General features: G+C 35.3%; 10 protein-coding genes. 9 read left to right on the forward strand and 1 reads right to left on the reverse strand.

Annotated elements, in window-relative coordinates:
* Positions 1-590 precede the first annotated feature (590 nt).
* Positions 591-920 (forward strand): transposase, encoded by a 330-nt coding sequence (locus tag ABWU31_RS01055; RefSeq protein ID WP_007548762.1) that lies wholly within the window; start codon positions 591-593, stop codon positions 918-920.
* Entirely contained in the window at positions 904-1,539 is a 636-nt protein-coding gene (locus ABWU31_RS01060) for a transposase (RefSeq protein ID WP_265038583.1), read from the forward strand. Before ABWU31_RS01055 ends, ABWU31_RS01060 begins: the two co-directional genes overlap by 17 nt.
* Positions 1,540-2,177: 638 nt before the next feature.
* On the opposite strand, the gene ABWU31_RS01065 is transcribed toward ABWU31_RS01060, so the two are convergent.
* Complete coding sequence (locus tag ABWU31_RS01065; RefSeq protein WP_236514718.1) at positions 2,178-3,704, reverse strand: lysine--tRNA ligase; 1,527 nt, start codon at positions 3,702-3,704, stop codon at positions 2,178-2,180.
* A gap of 108 nt (positions 3,705-3,812) precedes the next feature.
* On the opposite strand from ABWU31_RS01065, the gene ABWU31_RS01070 reads away from it, so the two are divergent.
* The 7 genes from ABWU31_RS01070 to ABWU31_RS01100 all read left to right on the forward strand — a co-directional run bounded on the left by ABWU31_RS01070 (position 3,813) and on the right by ABWU31_RS01100 (position 18,953).
* Positions 3,813-4,109: a type IV secretion system protein VirB3 gene (locus ABWU31_RS01070; protein WP_006279216.1), complete on the forward strand. Its 297-nt coding sequence runs from the start codon at positions 3,813-3,815 to the stop codon at positions 4,107-4,109.
* 9 nt (positions 4,110-4,118) lie between these two features.
* Positions 4,119-6,524, forward strand: coding sequence for a VirB4 family type IV secretion/conjugal transfer ATPase (locus ABWU31_RS01075; protein WP_353271264.1), 2,406 nt, complete (start codon positions 4,119-4,121; stop codon positions 6,522-6,524).
* Positions 6,517-9,081 carry a type IV secretion system protein gene (locus tag ABWU31_RS01080; RefSeq protein WP_077188209.1) on the forward strand — a complete coding sequence of 855 codons (2,565 nt, stop codon included), beginning with the start codon at positions 6,517-6,519 and terminating at the stop codon, positions 9,079-9,081. The genes ABWU31_RS01075 and ABWU31_RS01080 overlap by 8 nt, the downstream gene beginning before the upstream one ends.
* Positions 9,082-9,090: 9 nt before the next feature.
* A complete protein-coding gene (locus tag ABWU31_RS01085) occupies positions 9,091-11,466 on the forward strand; it encodes a type IV secretion system protein (protein ID WP_265030068.1) in 2,376 nt (791 codons plus the stop codon).
* Complete coding sequence (locus ABWU31_RS01090) at positions 11,463-14,444, forward strand: type IV secretion system protein (RefSeq protein WP_353271265.1); 2,982 nt, start codon at positions 11,463-11,465, stop codon at positions 14,442-14,444. Before ABWU31_RS01085 ends, ABWU31_RS01090 begins: the two co-directional genes overlap by 4 nt.
* A gap of 89 nt (positions 14,445-14,533) precedes the next feature.
* Positions 14,534-18,331 carry a type IV secretion system protein gene (locus ABWU31_RS01095; protein ID WP_353271266.1) on the forward strand — a complete coding sequence of 1,266 codons (3,798 nt, stop codon included), beginning with the start codon at positions 14,534-14,536 and terminating at the stop codon, positions 18,329-18,331.
* Positions 18,321-18,953: a hypothetical protein gene (locus tag ABWU31_RS01100; protein WP_010082417.1), complete on the forward strand. Its 633-nt coding sequence runs from the start codon at positions 18,321-18,323 to the stop codon at positions 18,951-18,953. The genes ABWU31_RS01095 and ABWU31_RS01100 overlap by 11 nt, the downstream gene beginning before the upstream one ends.
* The last annotated feature ends 56 nt before the right edge of the window (positions 18,954-19,009 follow it).

Consider the following 19,009-nt stretch of genomic DNA (forward strand, 5'->3'; position numbering starts at 1 on the left):
TGAAAGTAGCTGACACTGATTCCTTTATGATGGTGTCATCCCAGTGCCCAGACACTGGGATGGCTTTGTTGCATCGCTACTTATGAAAGGCTAACTATAATTAGGATTATAAGCAACTTATTGAAAATCTTGTTTTTTTTGCAATCAATCTGATCAAATTTAAGAATAGTAACTTGTTATTTATATTAATAAATTTAATTCTATTGAAAATAGCTAAAGCATTGAAATTCTTGAATTTTAGCCGGATTAGTGAGTGGTAGTGAAATTTCTTTTACTCAAATTTAGGTATTCACTGACCGTTCTTGTTATAAATACCAGAATAATAAGCTACTGATATTCTCCACCTTTTTTATCTTTAATCCATCATAGCTAGCGATGCAACAAAGCCCACTGGGATCCAGGAAACTTAATTGCAAGTAATGCATTGGATTTGGTGAGTATGGGTTTTGCGTTATAGAATGAAGCACTTTTGGTGAATTTATAAAGAAAGCTGGATGCCAGTGGGCTTTGTTGCATCGCTCAAGTGAAAAGAACTGGCAGTTACTGACAAAATTCATTATAAATAGCGATTTAACTGTTGAAGAAAAAATATGCCACAAAAAATGAGGGTCAGTAACCATAGCGAATATAACAAATTTCTAGAAAAAAGAGGAAATATTTTTCATTATATCAACGAAGCCATAGAAAAGTGGTACGAGAATGGTCCAAAAATACCAGGTGGCAACAATATTTATAGCGATAAAGTTGTAATTTTGGTGCACATAATAACTTGTTTATTTAGAATAGGCCTGAGGCAAACAGTTGGGTTTATAGCAGGATACCTTGAGCAAATTGGGAAAAATTTGCAAGTTATCAGCTATTCACAATCATCAAGAAGGTTTAAGAAACTCAATATTAAGATCAATGATTGCAGAAAATAATATGGAAGATATCGAAATTGCTATAGACAGTACAGGAATTAGTATATACAACAACACTCCTGGTCATAGCAAAGAAAATAGCGAAGATAGAAAGTATCGCAGCTATGAACAGACAAGAAAATTGCATGTAATGTTGAATACAAACAGCAAAAAAGCCATAGCTGTAAAATACAGTAACGGTGTCTACTCTGATCACTATGGAGCTTGTGATTTGCTAAAAGAAGTCGATTTTCAGTATGTCATAAAAGTACTATATGCAGATAGGGCATATGACAGAGAAAAGCTCTATAAGCTGTGTAATCAATATGGTATAAAAACGAAAATTCCTCCGAAAAACAACGCAGCAGAGCATCCAAAGTTAGACTATATGGCTGAGAGAAATTCTGCAGTCAAGCTCATAAAGTCATATGATGAAGATGGTATAAAGAAGTGGAAAAAAGAGATGAGTTATGGAAAAAGATCTTATATAGAAAGTTTTTTCTCGCGACTGAAACAAACATTCGGGTTTAGTTTTAGGAATAAATCTGAGACAAATAGAGAGAAGGAACTACTTGTTAAATGCTATTTGCTCAATAAGTTCACTGATATTGGTATGGCTAAATTTGAGATAGCTTCATAAATTTATTGTGCGTTACCTACTATCCGAAGAGCGATGCAACAAAGCCATCCCAGTGTCACGCACTGGGATGACATCATCCTTTTTTTTGGATTCCAGCGTCACGCGCTGGAATGACACCTCTCTTGGGCTCTCTTAGCTATAAATATTAAGGAATTTACCAAACGAAAAAAAAGGCAAAAGAAGCCCCGTGGTTGGCTAATTACTTACATTATACTTTCAAGTATGGCGTTTTTTTATTCTAAACGCTTAATAACCGCGATTTAGTTGCTTTTAAGCCGCAACTAATCTAAATTATAAACATTAAGAAATTTACTAAACAGAAAAAAAGGCAAAAGAAACCCTAGGGTAGCTAGTTATTCACTATCCATTTTTTAAATCGGCGTTTTTTGATGTTTTAAATAGCGCATTTCAGCTTATATTAGGTAAAAACCTAGAAATTTTATAAAGACATAAGGTGCACATAGTGCAAAAAATTAAACATGGGACGCCAGATACGTGAGTTTTTTTGTCATTTAATCTGTACAGAGAAGATAAATAAATAGCTTCAGTTTCATGATAAGGGAGCTGGCGAAGGGTGTCAAGTAAGTTTTTTCGTTTCTATTTCCAATAAAAGTTTGTTATATGGTTATGCAAGAAGTCTATTTAATAGCGCTTTCTATGAGAGAAATCGTATTATCCATTCCATAAAGCTTTATGAAAGATCCCATTCTTGGACCGGTTTTTTGGCCAAGTAACGTTTCATATAATAGCTGAAACCAGTCACGTAAGTTAGTGTAATCATATTTTTTTCCAATAGAAAATACCTGAGATTGAATTTCTTCAGCAGTAGCAGTTATAGATAGAGAATGTAAAGTGTCCTTCAAATCTAGTAACGCTTCTTTCTCTTTTTCATTTGGAGTTTTATATGATTTTGTTGGCTTGATAAAATCGTGATAATACTTTACTGCAAAGTCTGAAAGTCTATCAAGCATTTTATTATTTTCTGGTGTAACGTTTGGTGCATAAGAGGATATAAAACCCCATAGGATCTCTTTGTTTTCAGCATTACAAGCTGCTGCTAGGTTTAAAAGTAGTGAGAAATTTATGCCTGAAGTTTCTATACTGGGAACATTGCCCTGGTGAATGTGCCAAGCAGGATTATTTATATCCTTTTCTTTGTTCTCATGATAACGCTTTACAAATTCTAAATATTCATCAGTTGATTTTGGTATCACATCAAAATATAAACGTTTAGCTTTTTTAGGACTCTGAAAAATGTACAATGCTAAGCTCTCTGTTGGTGCGTAAGTTAGCCACTCTTCAATTGAAATGCCATTTCCTTTTGATTTTGATATTTTCTTTCCTTCTTTATCAAGGAAAAGCTCGTAGCAAAACAGAAGTGGTGGCTTTTCTCCAAGTATTTCACATATTTGACTTGAAAGCACAGCAGATGGAGTTAAATCTTTTCCGTGAGCTTCGTAATTTACTCCAAATGCGGCCCACCTCATTCCCCAATCAGGTTTCCATTGCAGTTTACATTTTCCTTTTGTCACTGGAACTTCTATTTTTTCCCCGTTTGGGTCTTCATATGTGATTGTTCCTTTCTCTGTATTTGTTTCAATTACTGGAACTTGTAAAACTTGAGAAGTTTTTGGGCATATTGGCAAGAATGGACTATAAGTCTGCTGTCTTTCTTCCCGAAATGATGGAAGCATTACGTCCATCACTTTATCATAATTTTTCAGTAAGAGTAAAAGTTTTTCATCGTAAACGCCAGATTTATAACACTCTGTTGCACTCCTGAACTCGTATTCAAATTCAAACATATCAAGAAATTTACACAACAATGAATTCATATGATGACCATAACTCTGATGAGTGCCAAATGGATCAGGTATCATAGTCAATGGTTTATTTAAGTGCTCTCTTAGCATCTCTTGATTTGGCACATTATCTGGTATTTTTCGCAAACCATCCATATCATCTGAAACTGCAATGATTTTGGTTTTTATACCAGGAGCTATTTTTTTTAATGCATTTACAATAACTGTAGTGCGGAAAACCTCTCCAAAGGTTCCTATGTGGGGTAAACCAGAGGGTCCATAACCAGTTTCAAATATTATTTCTTTTTTATTAGGAAACTCTTGCAATATTTTTTCTGCTTCTTGAAATGGCCAACTTGTCATTATCGGGATTAAATAATGTATCTTAACTTAAAGTGCTACTAGTTTCAATGGATTTTTAATATAATGATATAGTATTAGTGTTAGAGCTATTATTAGAAGGTTAAAGATATGTCCACAGGTAGTATACAAACAGATCAATTATTTAAAGGTCTTACAAGACCTGCAATGCTCTTTGGTGTGAGTTATATGTTTGCAATATTAAACGTCCTGATTTGCATGCTAATTTTCATTAATTCAAATGATTTAAGAGTGATTCTCTTAATGTTACCAGGTATGCATGGACTTGGTTATATAGCTTCTGCAAAAGAACCGTTGTTTATTGAATTATTTATGGTAAAATTGGGAAAGTGCTCGAAATGTTTAAATCGTTTTTACCATGGAGCCAATTCTTATGATATTGCTTAACGTTGTGTGATGCTGAGGTTTAGGGCTATTCAATCAAAGAATAAATCTACTCTGAACAGGGAAGTTCACGCTGCTGAATTTATTCCTTATTCTTGCTATTGGAATAGCACAACCTTGATGACAAAAGAAAATTGGTTGGTTAAGGTTATAAAATTAAGTGGTTTTGCATTTGAAACTGCCGATGACGAGGATTTAGTCATACAGAAGAACATCAGGAATCAGATGCTAAGAAGCATTTCATCTCCGGCATTTAGTTTGTATTTTCATACTATCAGACGTAAGAAAAATATTTTTTCTGATGAATTTGCAAGTCAAGGTTTGCCGAATTTTTTCGCTAATCACGTAAATCTAAAATGGAGAGAAAAACACGCAACAAGGCAATCATTTATTAATGACCTATACATTACGATTATCCGTAGAGCGGACACAAAAGGAGTAGAATTTTTGTCACATCTACTAAAAAAATTCGGACATGTAACTTCAAAACATGCTTGGGAAAGTGATATACGTGCCACGTATGAAGATTTAGAGGAAACGACAAATCGTGTAGTGACAAGCCTTAGAAATTATTCGCCTAAAATTCTTGGAGTAAAAGAAACTCCAGATGGTTTGTTCTGCGAAATAATGGAGTTTCTATCTAGAATCGTAAATTGTGGCTTCGTTACAAATACGCTTTTTCCGCTAAGAACTGAAATATCAAGATACTTACCAGTACATAGGTTATTCTTTGGCCGTAAGATGATACAGGTTGTGACTCATAATGAGAGTAAATATGCTGGAATAATTAGTATCAAAGAATATGGAAATCATACTTCTGCAGGAATGCTTGATTCGTTTTTACAACTTCCTTACGAGTTTATAATTACGCAATCTTTTCAATTTATAAACAGGCAAATGGCGATTGGAAAAATGCAGATACAGCAAAATCGAATGATACAGTCTGCAGATAAAGCTATTTCTCAAATAGCAGAAATTTCTCAAGCGCTTGATGACGCAATGAGTGGTAAGATTGCGTTTGGTCAACATCACCTGACTATTTTATGTATAGAAAAAAGTCCTAAATCATTGGATAACGCTCTGTCGTTGGTAGAATCAGAGCTTTCTAATTGCGGTGTTTACCCTATACGTGAGAGAGTTAACCTTGAACCAGCATTTTGGGCGCAAATTCCTGGTAATTTCGATTATATAGTGAGAAAAGCTACAATAAGTAGTCTTAATTTGGCTGGATTTGCATCTCAACATAATTATCCTACTGGTAATAAATTCAATAACCACTGGGGAGATGCCGTTACAGTTTTTGACACGACATCTGGTACTCCATTTTTTTTCAACTTTCATATAAGGGATGTTGGACACACTATGATAATTGGCCCAACTGGTGCTGGTAAAACTGTTTTAATGAATTTCCTGTGTGCCCAAGCGATGAAGTTTTCTCCAAGGATATTCTTTTTTGATAAAGATCGCGGTGCAGAGATTTTCTTAAGAGCACTTAGTGGTATCTATACTGTAATAGAACCAAGAACTAAAACAAATTTTAATCCTTTACAACTTGATGATACCTCTGATAATAGAACATTTTTAATGGAGTGGATAAAGTCTTTAATTTCGGTATATAATGATAAATTTACTTCAGAAGATATTGCACGAATTAATGATGCAATTGAAGGAAATTTTAAATTAAGAAAAGAAGACAGATTCTTGAGAAACCTCGTACCGTTTTTAGGGCTTGCAGGTCCTGATACTCTAGCTGGGGCAATATCTATGTGGCATGATAATGGTTCTCATGCTGCAATATTTGACAATAAAGAAGATTTGCTAGATTTTTCACGAGCAAGAGTATTTGGTTTTGAGATGGCTAGCTTGCTCAAAGATCCTGTTGCTCTTGGACCGGTCTTGATTTATTTATTTCATAGGATTAGTATATCTCTTGATGGCACTCCATCTATTATCGTTCTTGATGAGGCATGGGCGTTAATAGATAATCCAGTTTTTGCACCCAAGATAAAAGACTGGTTGAAGGTACTGAGAAAACTAAATGCTTTTGTGATTTTTGCTACTCAGAGTGTTGAGGATGCAAGTAAAAGTACTATTAGCGATACGCTTGTACAACAAACAGCGACACAGATTTTTTTACCAAATCTGAAAGCTACTAGTGTCTATCGGGATGTTTTTATGTTAACTGAACGTGAATATATATTAATTAAGCACACAGATCCGAGTACTAGATTCTTTTTGGTGAAACAAGGAGTCAATGCTGTAGTAGCTAGAATAGACTTAAAAGGCCTGGATGATATAATCAACGTATTATCCGGACGTGCAGAAAGTGTTCTATTGTTACACGATATATTAAATGAAGTTGGGGACAACCCAAAAGTATGGTTGCCTATATTTTATCAGAAGGTAAAAAATGTTTAAGACTAAGCTGTCATTGCTATTAATTGCGATATTTTTACTAAATATAGACTTTTTACTCTCATATCCAGTGCTTGCAGATGGAGTAAGTGGTACTGACAAGACAGAATTTGTTAGCAGATTTAATTCCACTGGCAGTTTTAGTCGTGCCTCTAATCCTGATTGTGGAGCGTTTAAAACAGCTGCAGCACTTGCTGGAATAGCGATTGCTGTTGGCGCAATATTTACTGGCATTGTTTTGATCGTTTCTTCTGCTGGTTTGTTTACCGCTCTTGTTATTGTTGGAATGATAGCTGCAATTGTTGGAGTCTGGAAAGCGATAGGAGGGCTTGTTGTTTGTGAACATAGTTTTGTTAAACACCCAGTTGCACGTGATCATGATGGAAAATACAAAAATTTTAAATTAGAAGACACAGGTTATAGTGGCTGCACCAATGAAAATTACCAAACAGAAGAGGAATATTTTTCTTGTTTGCAAAATAAAGCTCGGGAAGACGTGAACAAAAAAGATTATGACGGGAAAAGAGCAGAAAAAGAAGCCTTAAATTCTAACGTTCAGGAGAGTACAGAGAGTTATTACTGGCCAAAAAACGGTGTGCAATACAGTGAATATATAGAAGTATGTCATCGAAACCCTTTAACTTTTGGTAATCTTTTTAACAAGAAAGACTTTGATTTCAGAAAAGAAACTGGATACATAGATTTTGATGTCAGGGAGAAAGATACTGGATATGTAGATGGGTCATGGTCCCCGAAGGTTGATGGTGAGCTGAAATGTAAAGTTCTCAAAGCAGGACAGAGCGAACCCATACATGGAGCTACATTTAAAGCAGTAAGAAAAATGGGCAGATTATGTGTGGAGTTAGCAAGTGTGAAAATGCTTGGTATCGAAATGACTCCTTGGCCGCAAGGGGTTGATATGGGGTGCACGGAATTGCCACCTGACCCACTTGCTCCTATGTGTGAAAAATCTGTGATGATATTCAAAAATAAAGATGGTACAGGAGAGGAAAAAGTTCCTATTGGTAATAATGATGACTATAAAACTATTATCAGATCTAAAGAAAAAAGACTCAACGGACAAGGGGGGAAAATTTTTGTAGGTTATGATAATGCTGGCTGTTTTAGCTCGTATGTTTCTGAAGCTTGTTATAACCAGGCAGGGAGTAAATCATTAGCTCCTATTCCCGTAACTTCTATGATAGTGCAATGCATTAAGGAATCGTTAGATAATTTAGTTGCAGGTAAAGGTGCACCAAATGGTGAGAGTTTTATATCTGTAGCACAGAAAAGGCTGAAAAACACTGTAACTGCTGTTTTAGTTTTAGCTTTAATACTGTTCTCTATAAAAGCCATGTCTGGTGGAGTTCAGAGGCCTCAAGAAATGTATATGTTGATCATAAAATTCGCTTTAGTGATTTACTTCACAACAGGCAGTACCATGTCTCATTATTATGGAGAATTAACTCGTCTCTCAAATGGTTTGTCAGAGATAGTGCTAAAAGCATCATCTGAAAGTAAAGGCATATGTAATTATAAAGCAGGTACAGATTATGAATATACTCGTGCAGGAAAGAGGGTATCTTACAGTTATCTTGCACCTTGGGATAGGCTTGATTGTAGAATTTTATTTTATTTAGGTGCCCCTTTAGATGGAATTGGTGGCAAAATTGGTACTGGAGGTGTTGCAACGTTAGCAGTCTTGCTTGGTGCTGCTCCTGTCTTATTAGTTGCAGGTTCGGTAATCGGTATTATTTTTGCTGGTGGACAAATTTTAGTAGCTCTTGTCTGTATATTTATGGCCGTTCTGATGATGATGGTTATTTTGTGGCTGTGCTATGTATTTATTTTATCTCTAGTTGCTTTAAGTGTAATCATCATTTTATCACCTTTGTTCATTCCTATGGTTTTATTCCAACACACCAAAGGATATTTTGAAGGCTGGGTGAAAGAGTTGATTACCTATAGCTTATACCCGGTTATCCTTTTTGCGTTTTTGTCCTTTATGTTCATAGCATGTGATAAAATCTATTTTAAAAATTTAAATTTTGAACTGGACGAGTCATATAAAAATGAACAACCGGACAAGTCATATGAAAAGAAACAAGCAGAAATCTCATATAGTAAGAAAAAACAGTGGTTTAAATTGAAAAATGGGGAATGTGATAAAAATGAAACTACTCTTGCATGTATGATGCAAAATTATAGCTTTAAAAAGAGCAGCATACTTGGTCTATTCGACTTTACATACATGGAGTTTGGCAGCTCTCTCATCGGAGAATTATTAAAATTGTGTTTAGTATTATTCCTCTTTTACCACTTTTTAAACATTCTTCCTGGCATGGCTGCTGAACTTGCTGGTAACCATAGAGCAGCACTTGGCTCAGGTCAGACACCTGGACAAATGGTGGGCAAAGCTTTATCTGCTGCCAAAGCTGCTGCTGGGGGTGTTGCTGGAGTTGCTGGTGCTGCTGCTAAGAAGTTGAGTGGTGGAGACAAGAGTAAATCTCGAGGTTCTGGTTCTAGTAGCTCCGAGAGTGTTAACAAAAGCACTGAATGAGTTGGATTTATGCTAAAATTTTTGCTGATAATACCGTTTTTTTTTCTGTCAGGCTGCGGGGAACATCACTGTATTAAGCCAGAAAATTTATCAGGTTTGCGTGAAAAACTAGATATAGTGTCAACAGAGCAGAAGTGGGTTGATTCCGGTGTTAATATCTCAGATAGAATAAGAGTAACAGAGATTGGTATAGTGCCTAGTAAGGTTAATTTTTGCCCTAAGCAGTATGAAGATTTTGCAATTGGGCCTGGGGAAAATAGCGTTACATTACCATTTGCACTTAAGGAAGGCGATACGATAAGCTTTAGTGTTATTGGAAGTAAAGTGTGTAAAGATAAAGAGAGTGAGACAAAAATCAGGTATGTGAAAATTGATGAAAAGTGCAGCGAACAAGAAACGGAACATTTTGCACATGTTTTAAATCGAGAAGGATGTCAGGGTGAAATATGTCCTAATAAATATATAATAGGCGATGCGCAATGGTTGAATGGAAAAGAGTACTGGGATTCAGATTTTTCGCAGTTAAGTCAAGATACAAACATTATTAATTCTATAAAACAAGGAGAAAGTGTAAACTGCAGTGAGCTTTCAAGTGATCAGAAAAACAAAACAGATACGCGCATTTTGAATTTACTCTGCGGACGTATATGTAAATTTCCTTCCGACAGCGGAAACAAAGGTTGCGCATACATTGAATACAATAGTATAGAAGGTGAGATATTCAATGCTTTAAATTCTAGTGGTGAATCTGTTATTGCTGAAACTATTAGTAACGTATTAAAGGAAAAACAGGTAAAAACTGACATTACACTATTACGTGTTCACATGGATGGTGAAGATTTTGAACACATTCCAACAGGTGGCATATGCACTAACTGTGATTATAAGATAGAAAAATACCATCGAACACCAAGTTTAACTTTTAGTTTATGTAGTAGAAATGACGAGCACTGCTATGATAGAAATGACAAAGGTGGTTTCAACATAAGAGTAGCGAAGAACCACAGTCTGGAGAATAGTTTGTATATAAGCGTCTCTGACAAACTTCCTGAGCATAAGCCTGGTGAAAACCAAGCGGATATATCTGTAGATATCAGCAAAGTTCATGATACTGAGTACATGGAAGGCTTAAAGGAAAAGTTAAAAGAAAAAAAAGGCACCATATATTATGGAATAAGAGACCATGGCTGCGATTACAAAAATGAAGGTCAGTTTAGTATTAACCTAACAACTAAAGAGCCACCTACAAAAACTTTTAGTGCAATATATAATTTCTTTGATGAAAAAGTGAAAACTGCATTTTTCGGCTCTAATTATAAAGACCCTAACGCAATTCACTCTGATACTAGTCCTGTGAAGTCTCTTTACGAAAGTTTTATAAAATCAAGCAGAACAAATACCATTAGATCTACTATAATATCACTATTAGTACTATATATAATCTTATATACTCTTTATTACTTTTTTGGATTAACTCATATTTCTATATATGAGTTTTTAATTATATGCGTAAAGATAGGAATCATCGCCCAGCTATTGCAGGATAATAGCTGGGACTTTTTTTATAACAACGCATTCTCTATATTTATTAACACTCCAAAACAACTAATAGAAATAGCAAATTTTAGAGGCACTACTTCAAATGTTTTTGAGTTTCTTGATTTGCCGCTCAATAGGTTCTTGTCATCGCATTCAGTATTGTTAATAGTATCTCTTATATTTTCTGGCCCTTTGGGCATTGTATCTTTTTGCTTGGTGATTTGGGGTTTAATCACAGTGAGCTTATCTATTTTTAATGCCTTATTTTCTTTTATTACATCTATAGCAATAGTTGCGTTATTACTTTCTTTAGCACCTATTTTTATTATTTGTCTTTTATTTGCGTATACTAGGCAGATGTTTCAAAACTGGGTTAAAAATTTAGCAAGATTTGCAATTCATCCAGTGGTCCTTTTAATTTTTATATCACTGATAAGTCAGGTTATGGATTATATTGTGTATTCAGTATTTGATTTTGAGGTCTGCTCTACATGTATACTTAATATTAACCTAAAGATTTTTAACCCTTGTATTTTTTATGGTTATGCTTCCAAATATACACCTAATATTACCGCTATGATGGCTTTTGTTATTTTGGGACACGCTATGAAAGCTTTAGTTGAAGCTTCTTCGGCAATATCTGACTCGTTGTTTGGTGCTTATGTAGCAAGCGAACCTGGAAGACAGTATCAACAAAGCTTAATGGGAACAGTAGGGTTAGATGAACAAAGCGTTCAAAGAAGAGAAAGAGGAGATGCCTCTCAACAGTCAGGTACGTCAAGACCTCAAATACCACAAGGGACTCAAAGGTCAACGCCTCAGATACCACAAGGAAGACAGCAATGATAAGTAAAAGATCACTATTGTTGATACTGTGTCTTGCAATCACTGGTTGTAATATGGATTGTGTCGAGCCTGGGTTGCAGAGCAAAAACACCAGCGTTAATGTGGATGTTCCAGTTCGTAAAGCCGATAAAATTCATTGGGTTGATTCTGGTCAGGTAATTAGTCAGGGTGAGAAAATCAAATTCACCCTCGATGGATCAGTAAATTTTTGCCCTTTTAAAGAAGACAAAAATCCAAGGAAAGTACTTGTGCCAGCTAGCTTTTGTGCTGATGGCTCAGAACCAAATTATAGTAAGGCTGCGGATATTAATAGTGTACCTAACAATTATGGTGTTAATGAAAGTAAAAACGAACTATGTGGTGGCAAAGGATTTGGCAGCAATAGACGTTATGTGGACACTGGAATTAAAGTAAATCCTGGTGACAAGTTAAGCTTCAGCTTAGTTCCCAGAAAAATAACAATTGATTACGACAATCCAGAAGGGAAAGGCATCAATTTTGATGACAATTGTTATAAAGCTGTAGAAAATGACCGTAAGGAAACTGTATATAAGAAAGCTACAGTGAGTGAAGTACATCAGGGGGGAGAGTTTTTTTGTGATGGTAAAGATGGTACAAAAAATAAAATACAATTTTTACCTCTTGATAAAACAAAAGCAAAGGAAAGCAAAGTGCTAGTTGGCAATGGGTATACCCCATATGATAATAAGGTGCATTTTAATAAAGGTTATATTCAAGACAACGAACCATGGGTATATGGTTCACTACTTGATTTACGCCGCGCTAAAATAGGATTGAACGAGTTATGTGATGGAAAAAACTGTAGTCTTGATGAGAGAAAAAAGTACTCCTCCTATGAGCTTAACTGTTACCATCAAAATATATGCTATACTGAGAAGGGTATATGGAACTATGGTTTAGGTCAAGCAGGAGAACGGAACTGTGTCTCCTCTATAAGGTATAAGAAGTACGATAAAGGAAATAAATGTGATATGTATTCTTATCTAGAAAAAATGGAAGGGAATGTTAAAGCAGGTAGTTTTACTGAAGATGATAAATCTTGGGCTGAGGCTCTTGTTGCAAAAATAAGCGATCCAGGTGATGCAAGTATTTCTGAAGGCAAGCGTAATGATATGAAGGGCGATGCTAAAGGTATTCAATGTCTTCCAAAAAGAGGAGGAGCAGGAAAGGAGAAAAATGATAAACTAGTATGCTCAAAAATCAGTGATAATTTTGAAGATTTTTCCTTAAAATTAAATCATGACTATCCAATAGGAAGTGTAACACCTGGTAGCAGTGTGATGCTTGCCATTGCAGATTATGGTCACTATGGAGCTAATAGAGGTGGGTACCATGTTAAAGTGACTAGATCATGTGAATATATTAATGGCGAAAAATTATATGTATATTTAGGTGATGAGCCACCTAAAGATTTGCATGGTGTGGGAACTAATGATTTTAAAGTGGTAGGAGTGAGAGAAAGAGTAAACGGAAAAGATGAGTACACCATATTAGATGTAATAAGCGGAGAACACTTTCAGAACGAAGAATCTAAGAAGATATATTTCGGCATCAATGTAAGCAACGTAGAGAGAGATGACATTACAGATAAAAATGGCAAATATTATGAAAATAATAAGTACACAGTAACTTTATTTGTTAAAAGAAAAATTAATGATTTTATTTCATCGAATGTAAACGGGGTATTTAAACTTATAAAAGAAGAAGTAATTGGGGACAGCGTTAAAGATTCATACAAAGGATATGCAAGAGGTCTTCTTCAAGGGGTAAGAGCTTTGCTTACTCTATACGTTATATTTACTGTCGTTGGCTATATGCTTGGAACAATACAGCTAAGTAAATTTGATTTCATTGTAAGAATGTTCAAGATAGCATTTATAGCTTTTGCCTTTAGCGATAGAAGCTGGGAACTTTTTGGTACAACTTTATCCAGACTTTTTATAGATGGTAGCACTTATTTGGTTGATAGCTTTTCTGCCTATATAGGGGAAGGGGGGAGAAAATTTGCATTCTTAGACTTGACAGCAGGAGTATTATTCACAGCAGAAACTTGGTTAAAGTTTTTATCATTGATGCTCTCTGGTCCTTTTGGCTTTATTGCATTTTTGGCAATACTCTACGCTACTTTTATGTTCTTAAAATGCATTATTAGCGCTACGTTTAAATATGTAATATCTACTGTTCTAGTGGCGTTTTTACTGTCATTAACACCTTTATTTATCGTATTTATTCTATTTCAAAAGACTAAACCCTTGTTTGATAATTGGATAAAAACGTTGGCTCATGTTTCATTAGAACCAGTCATTTTATTTTCATTTTTATCTCTTTTAAATCAGTTGATGTATTCAGTTTTATATAACCTCACAAATTTTTCTGCATGCTATCAATGTTTAATTAGCGTAAATTTCTTATCGTATGATCTGTGCTTGATGAAATCAATACTGCCTCTTGGATACAGTCCTGGCACTAGCGTTGATGTTGCACTCAGTAGCGGAGAAAGGGCTGGTGGACACTTTGCAGCATTACCTATAGACCTAATCCAGGCGTTTATATACCTCATTATTGCCGGTGCAATGGAAGCTTTTGTTTCTATATCGGAAACTATGGTACAAACACTATTTAGCTCTGGTTATGGAGTTACTGGCGGTGTTGGTACAGTTGCTAAGAGCGCATCGCAAGCTATGCTGTCAACCGTTGGCCTTGATGATAAGACCCAAAGTATGATACAGAGTATCAAGCAGAAAATGAGTAAAGATCGGGGAAAAATTGAGGCTAAATTACCTAACACGCCAAAGCAACCAGACAAAAAAGAAGATTCTAAAGGAAGTTCTGATAAAACAACGAGTGATAGACCTAAAACATTAAAACAATCAGATCAGCAAAAAAATTCTGATGAAACAATAAGAAGTGATCCTAGTGCTAAAGCTAAAAACAAGGAAGAAAATGGAGAGGAGTAAGATATAAATGATATTATGGAGTAACTAATTAAAAAGATATTTTAAGTAAAGTTTTAGAAATTTATTCTGTATTTGGAAAAAGTTTAGATATGCAATCACGTTTAGGCAAATGTTGGTTTAGGGTATTACTTCTTGCAGCTTATGTGCTGATCACAGGTTGTAGTAAAAACGATATACCTTTTCCAAGGTGTATATCTGCTGACTATTTTGGTCCTAAACCTATTGCAGTAAGCGCTCATTTTTCAAGCGACCACGATGCGTTTATTCCAGGAGATGGAGAAGTTATTGATCCTGAAACTGGCGAAATTAATTATGGTTTTCGCCATAACCAAGTGGTGAAGTGGGAGGATACCGGACTCGAAACCAATGGAGATAGTTTAAAAGTGCGAGTTAATGGTGCATGGACATCTTGGAGTAATAATAACAAGAAGGAATCTAAAAAAGGCAGTTATACCTTACAAAGCTTGGAGCAGTTAAAATATGCAACTAAATTTGAAGGTAAACAAAGTGATAATAGTTTACCTAATTTTCACTTAGTTTGTAATGATTATAAACCTAGCATACAAAAATTTTCAAGTAAGCCTAATGCAAGTTGCACTGTAAATTGCAAGTGCATTAATGAAGATGATAGTGCAAATACAGTATCACGTGGTGCTCCATGTTGGTTTACCAACGGTCATGGTGCTTATCTTTTGTTTCAAACGGGGAAAGATGATCCTAACGAAAATCTAAAGTTAATGCGCGATCCTCAATATCCTACTGTACATCTAGGTTATAACTCCACAGCAGAGGGCGACAATGGATTTTTTACTTTAGACAGAGATAACACTAAATTAAAGGACAGAAATTGTAATGAGTTGAAGTTAAAAAAGGGATGGAAAATATATGTAAAAATATTAGATAGATATTACTTAGATAATGTAGGTGGCTACTCTTTTGAGTTCTTAAGTGGAGTGCAGCAGCCAAGTAGTTTTGGGTTTTTTGATTATATTTATAACTATCTAAAATGTGTATTATTGATTAACAAAAATTGTGAAGAGCATTTTAACAGTAACGATCCTGCAGCTGCACAAGCTATGTTCGAAAATATAGCTGAAAAAAGTACGAGCTTTCACAATTTTGTTCTTTCCTTGCTTGTTCTATTTGTAATGATTTCATCGCTTCTTTATCTTTTTGGCATGATACAAGAGACTAAGCATGATATGCTCATCAGAATGATGAAAATCACTCTAGTAATAGTGCTTATATCTCCTGGAAGTTTTAGATTTTTCTATGATCATTTTCTTGTTTTATTCGTTAAAGGTCTTGAACAATTGATAAGTATAATTACTAACTTTGCTCCCAACATGAACACCGGAAGTATTGCTCAAGGAGATGAAGCTAAGTTGTTTAGCTTCATGGAGGACATGTTCAATAAGTTTTTTGCTTATTCTGTTTGGAAAAAGTTTGCAGCGTTTTTGCATTACCAAATGTGGGCAAGCCTTCTGATGATACCGGCAATTTTCATAGGGATAGTTTTATATTTCTTGCTGTGCTTATATGCTTACATAATATTCCTCTCTGGTTTTATGGGTATAGCTTTTCTTATAGCTATCATGCCGCTGTTCCTAATCTCTATTTTATTCTCACCACTGAAAAGTCTATTTGAAGGTTGGATAAAATTCTGCATCAGCTTTTGTTTGAAGTCGATTATGATATTTGCTCTCTTGTCATTACTGGCTTCCATTATAATGAATACCTTTTATAGACAACTAGGTTTTACTGTATGCTACAATAAATGGTTCGAGGTAAGGTTATGTGCTCCAAAATGGGTGTTTGGTGGTTTTTGTATCATTGATAAACAGTATTTTGGTTGGACCCCAGGGCAAATTTTTGTACCTTACACTCTTGGAGAAGCTTCTCCACTTAACATAGATAAAAATATAGAAGGTATAGAAAAACTAAGCAGAGAAGGTGGTACAATAAAATTTACTGGCGGCGCTGGATATATCCCTCTTCCACCTGATTACATTGAAAAAGGGTTTCGTTATATAGATTATCCTTTCTTTAACCCAATTCCTGGTACTGAGAAGAATCCAGCAGACCACTATATTGCAGAAAGTGATATGATAGTGAAGAATGACTGTAGAGCAAAAGATCTAGTACGCTTAACAAATAGTTTATCATATGCATCAGAAAAAGCTGATATTCTACTGTTGATCAACAATATAGACAAAAAGATAGGTGGTATGAATAGTAAAATAACAGAGCTTTACTGTCGATCTCAGCAAGATGAAGCAAAGTGTAAAAATTATAGGAAAATAGTGGATGACTACAGAAAAGGTACCATAAGACCAGATCTCAAAAGAGAGATAAAGTCTTTGGTGCAAAGAGTATTAGAACAACAAGGTTGTGGAAGACTGAAACTTCATGATTTATATAGGGATCCCAACAGTGAATACTGTAAGAAATGTAAAGATTGTGAGGATTGCAAAGATTATCGAGAAAATAGTGATTACCAAAGGGTGCAAGACATACAGAGAGGTTATTTAATCAATGCAGGGGAAATCTTTGTATTATTCTTGCTTTCATTTTTAATGTTCTCCTTACGCACGTTCGTACAACAAATGGGCTCAAGTATCGCTGGTGGTGGATTCAGCGTTTACAATATATCTAGTATGTATTCTAAGCATTCTCCAAGCGCTACTGCACATGGCGACCCAGATGCGTCTTTTGTAAGTCAAATCTTATATTTTGGCAAATCAGCAGTGCAAGATAAAATTGGTGGAGGGTTAGAGTCTTTAGGCAGTTGGGCTACTCATTTACCGGATAGATTAGCTGGAGGTGCAGCTAATCTGCTGGGGAGAGTACCAAGAGTTGGAGGAGTGCTGAAATACGCTATTGATGTGCCACGTAAATTTGTAGGTGCTACTATTGAAGCAACAAAATTTGCAACATCACCTAAAAATGACGTTGATAAACTTGAGGAAAAAATCTACAGGGCATTTGGAGTTGATAAGGAAGATATTACGCATAGAAGGATCGGTAAATATTTAGAATATTACAAAGGATATGTAGGATCACATTTGGGCTATACAATAGAAGATGCTATGAAATTTACTTGGGAGCATGGCCTTGACTCTATAGGAAAGCATGGCTATGATCATAACCTACTCTATAGAGCAAAAGAATATAGGCGAGATTTCTTAGAGAAGCTTCATGATTACACTATCGGCCGTAAGAGAGAACCAGAAAAAGACAATCCTGATCAATCAAATAAGGTAGAACGAGAGTTAGGCACGGAACTAGTAAGAGATAACCATGATCAGCCACTAGAAGAAGGCGACCCTCTTCGACTACGAGGGGGAGGTCAGCCAGATAAGGTAGTACGAGAACTAAGCACAGAACAAGAAGACAAGCCTAATCAACTACAGCATGATCAGCCAACAGAAGAAGATAAGCCTGATCAATCAAATGAAGTGACACGAAATTTAGGCACGGAACCAAAAGGCCCAGATGAAATTGATGATTTTGGATCTGCTTTTGAAGGTATGGAAAAACGTGCTGAAAGAGAAGGCAGAAGAAATCAAGATAAAGTTTACAACCTCTCACCACTTTTTGAAATGAACACTCCAGAAGCTGTAGAAAAACGTGCTGAAAGAGCTAGAAGAAAAGAAGAAAGAGATCGAAAAGACGAAGTTTATAATCTTAAGCCTTTATTTAAAGAACCAAAAAATCCAGAAGAGTACGTTAAGGCACTTTTTGGAATGAATACCCAGGAAGCTATAAAAAAACGTGCTGAAAGAGAGGAAAAAAGAAATCGAGAAGACAGTAAAAGGAAATTACCGGAACCAATGAGGAAACCAGATGCAAAAGGAGATGAGAAGAGGATTGAAGATGAAGACTAATAAAAATTTCAAAGGCCTTGATTATTATAAATTGCAGCAAGACAAAGATGGCAACATAAAGTTAAATGACTACGACGACATTTTAAATGCGCGTAGGGCAAGGGTAGACTTGTTGCGGGATAACACATCACTTGACAAGGATGTCAATTTTGCTAAATTGAATAAAGCTTTGAGTGAGAAATTTGTAGATAATCATAGTTTATTGTCTGAATTTGATAAGGAAGACAAAGAGATTGTACAAGAAAGGATTAAGGTGTTTAGTATTTTAGAAAGTCTTGAAGACCTTAAAAGCGTGAAAAGTGAAGATCTGTTAGAGGTTAGCTTACTGCTGTCAGATCTTAGCTTCATAGAGAGAAATGTTGTACTAAATACCGATCAGAATTCTGATCTAGCAGGATTTAAAAACCTATTTATTGAAAAAAAAGCATCTGGTGAAGAGTATAGTGAAGAAGAATGTAGAGGCTTTCTTGATAATATAGATAAAATCAATACTATAATTAAGTTAGAGTTAGAAAGCAGAATTGAAGGGCTAAATCATGATGAAAAAAATGATCATGATGATTTACAAGATGAGATTGGTCAAGCAATTAATGCAGCAGGCAAATCAGAAAAAGATAACTGATGAGTCTTGTGTTTGTGTTTTTCTTACAAGCGACTCGATAGCTTCTCTCTATTAAA

It is taken from the genome of Wolbachia endosymbiont (group A) of Alloplasta piceator, assembly GCF_964028505.1.
Taxonomy (GTDB): Bacteria; Pseudomonadota; Alphaproteobacteria; order Rickettsiales; family Anaplasmataceae; genus Wolbachia; species Wolbachia pipientis.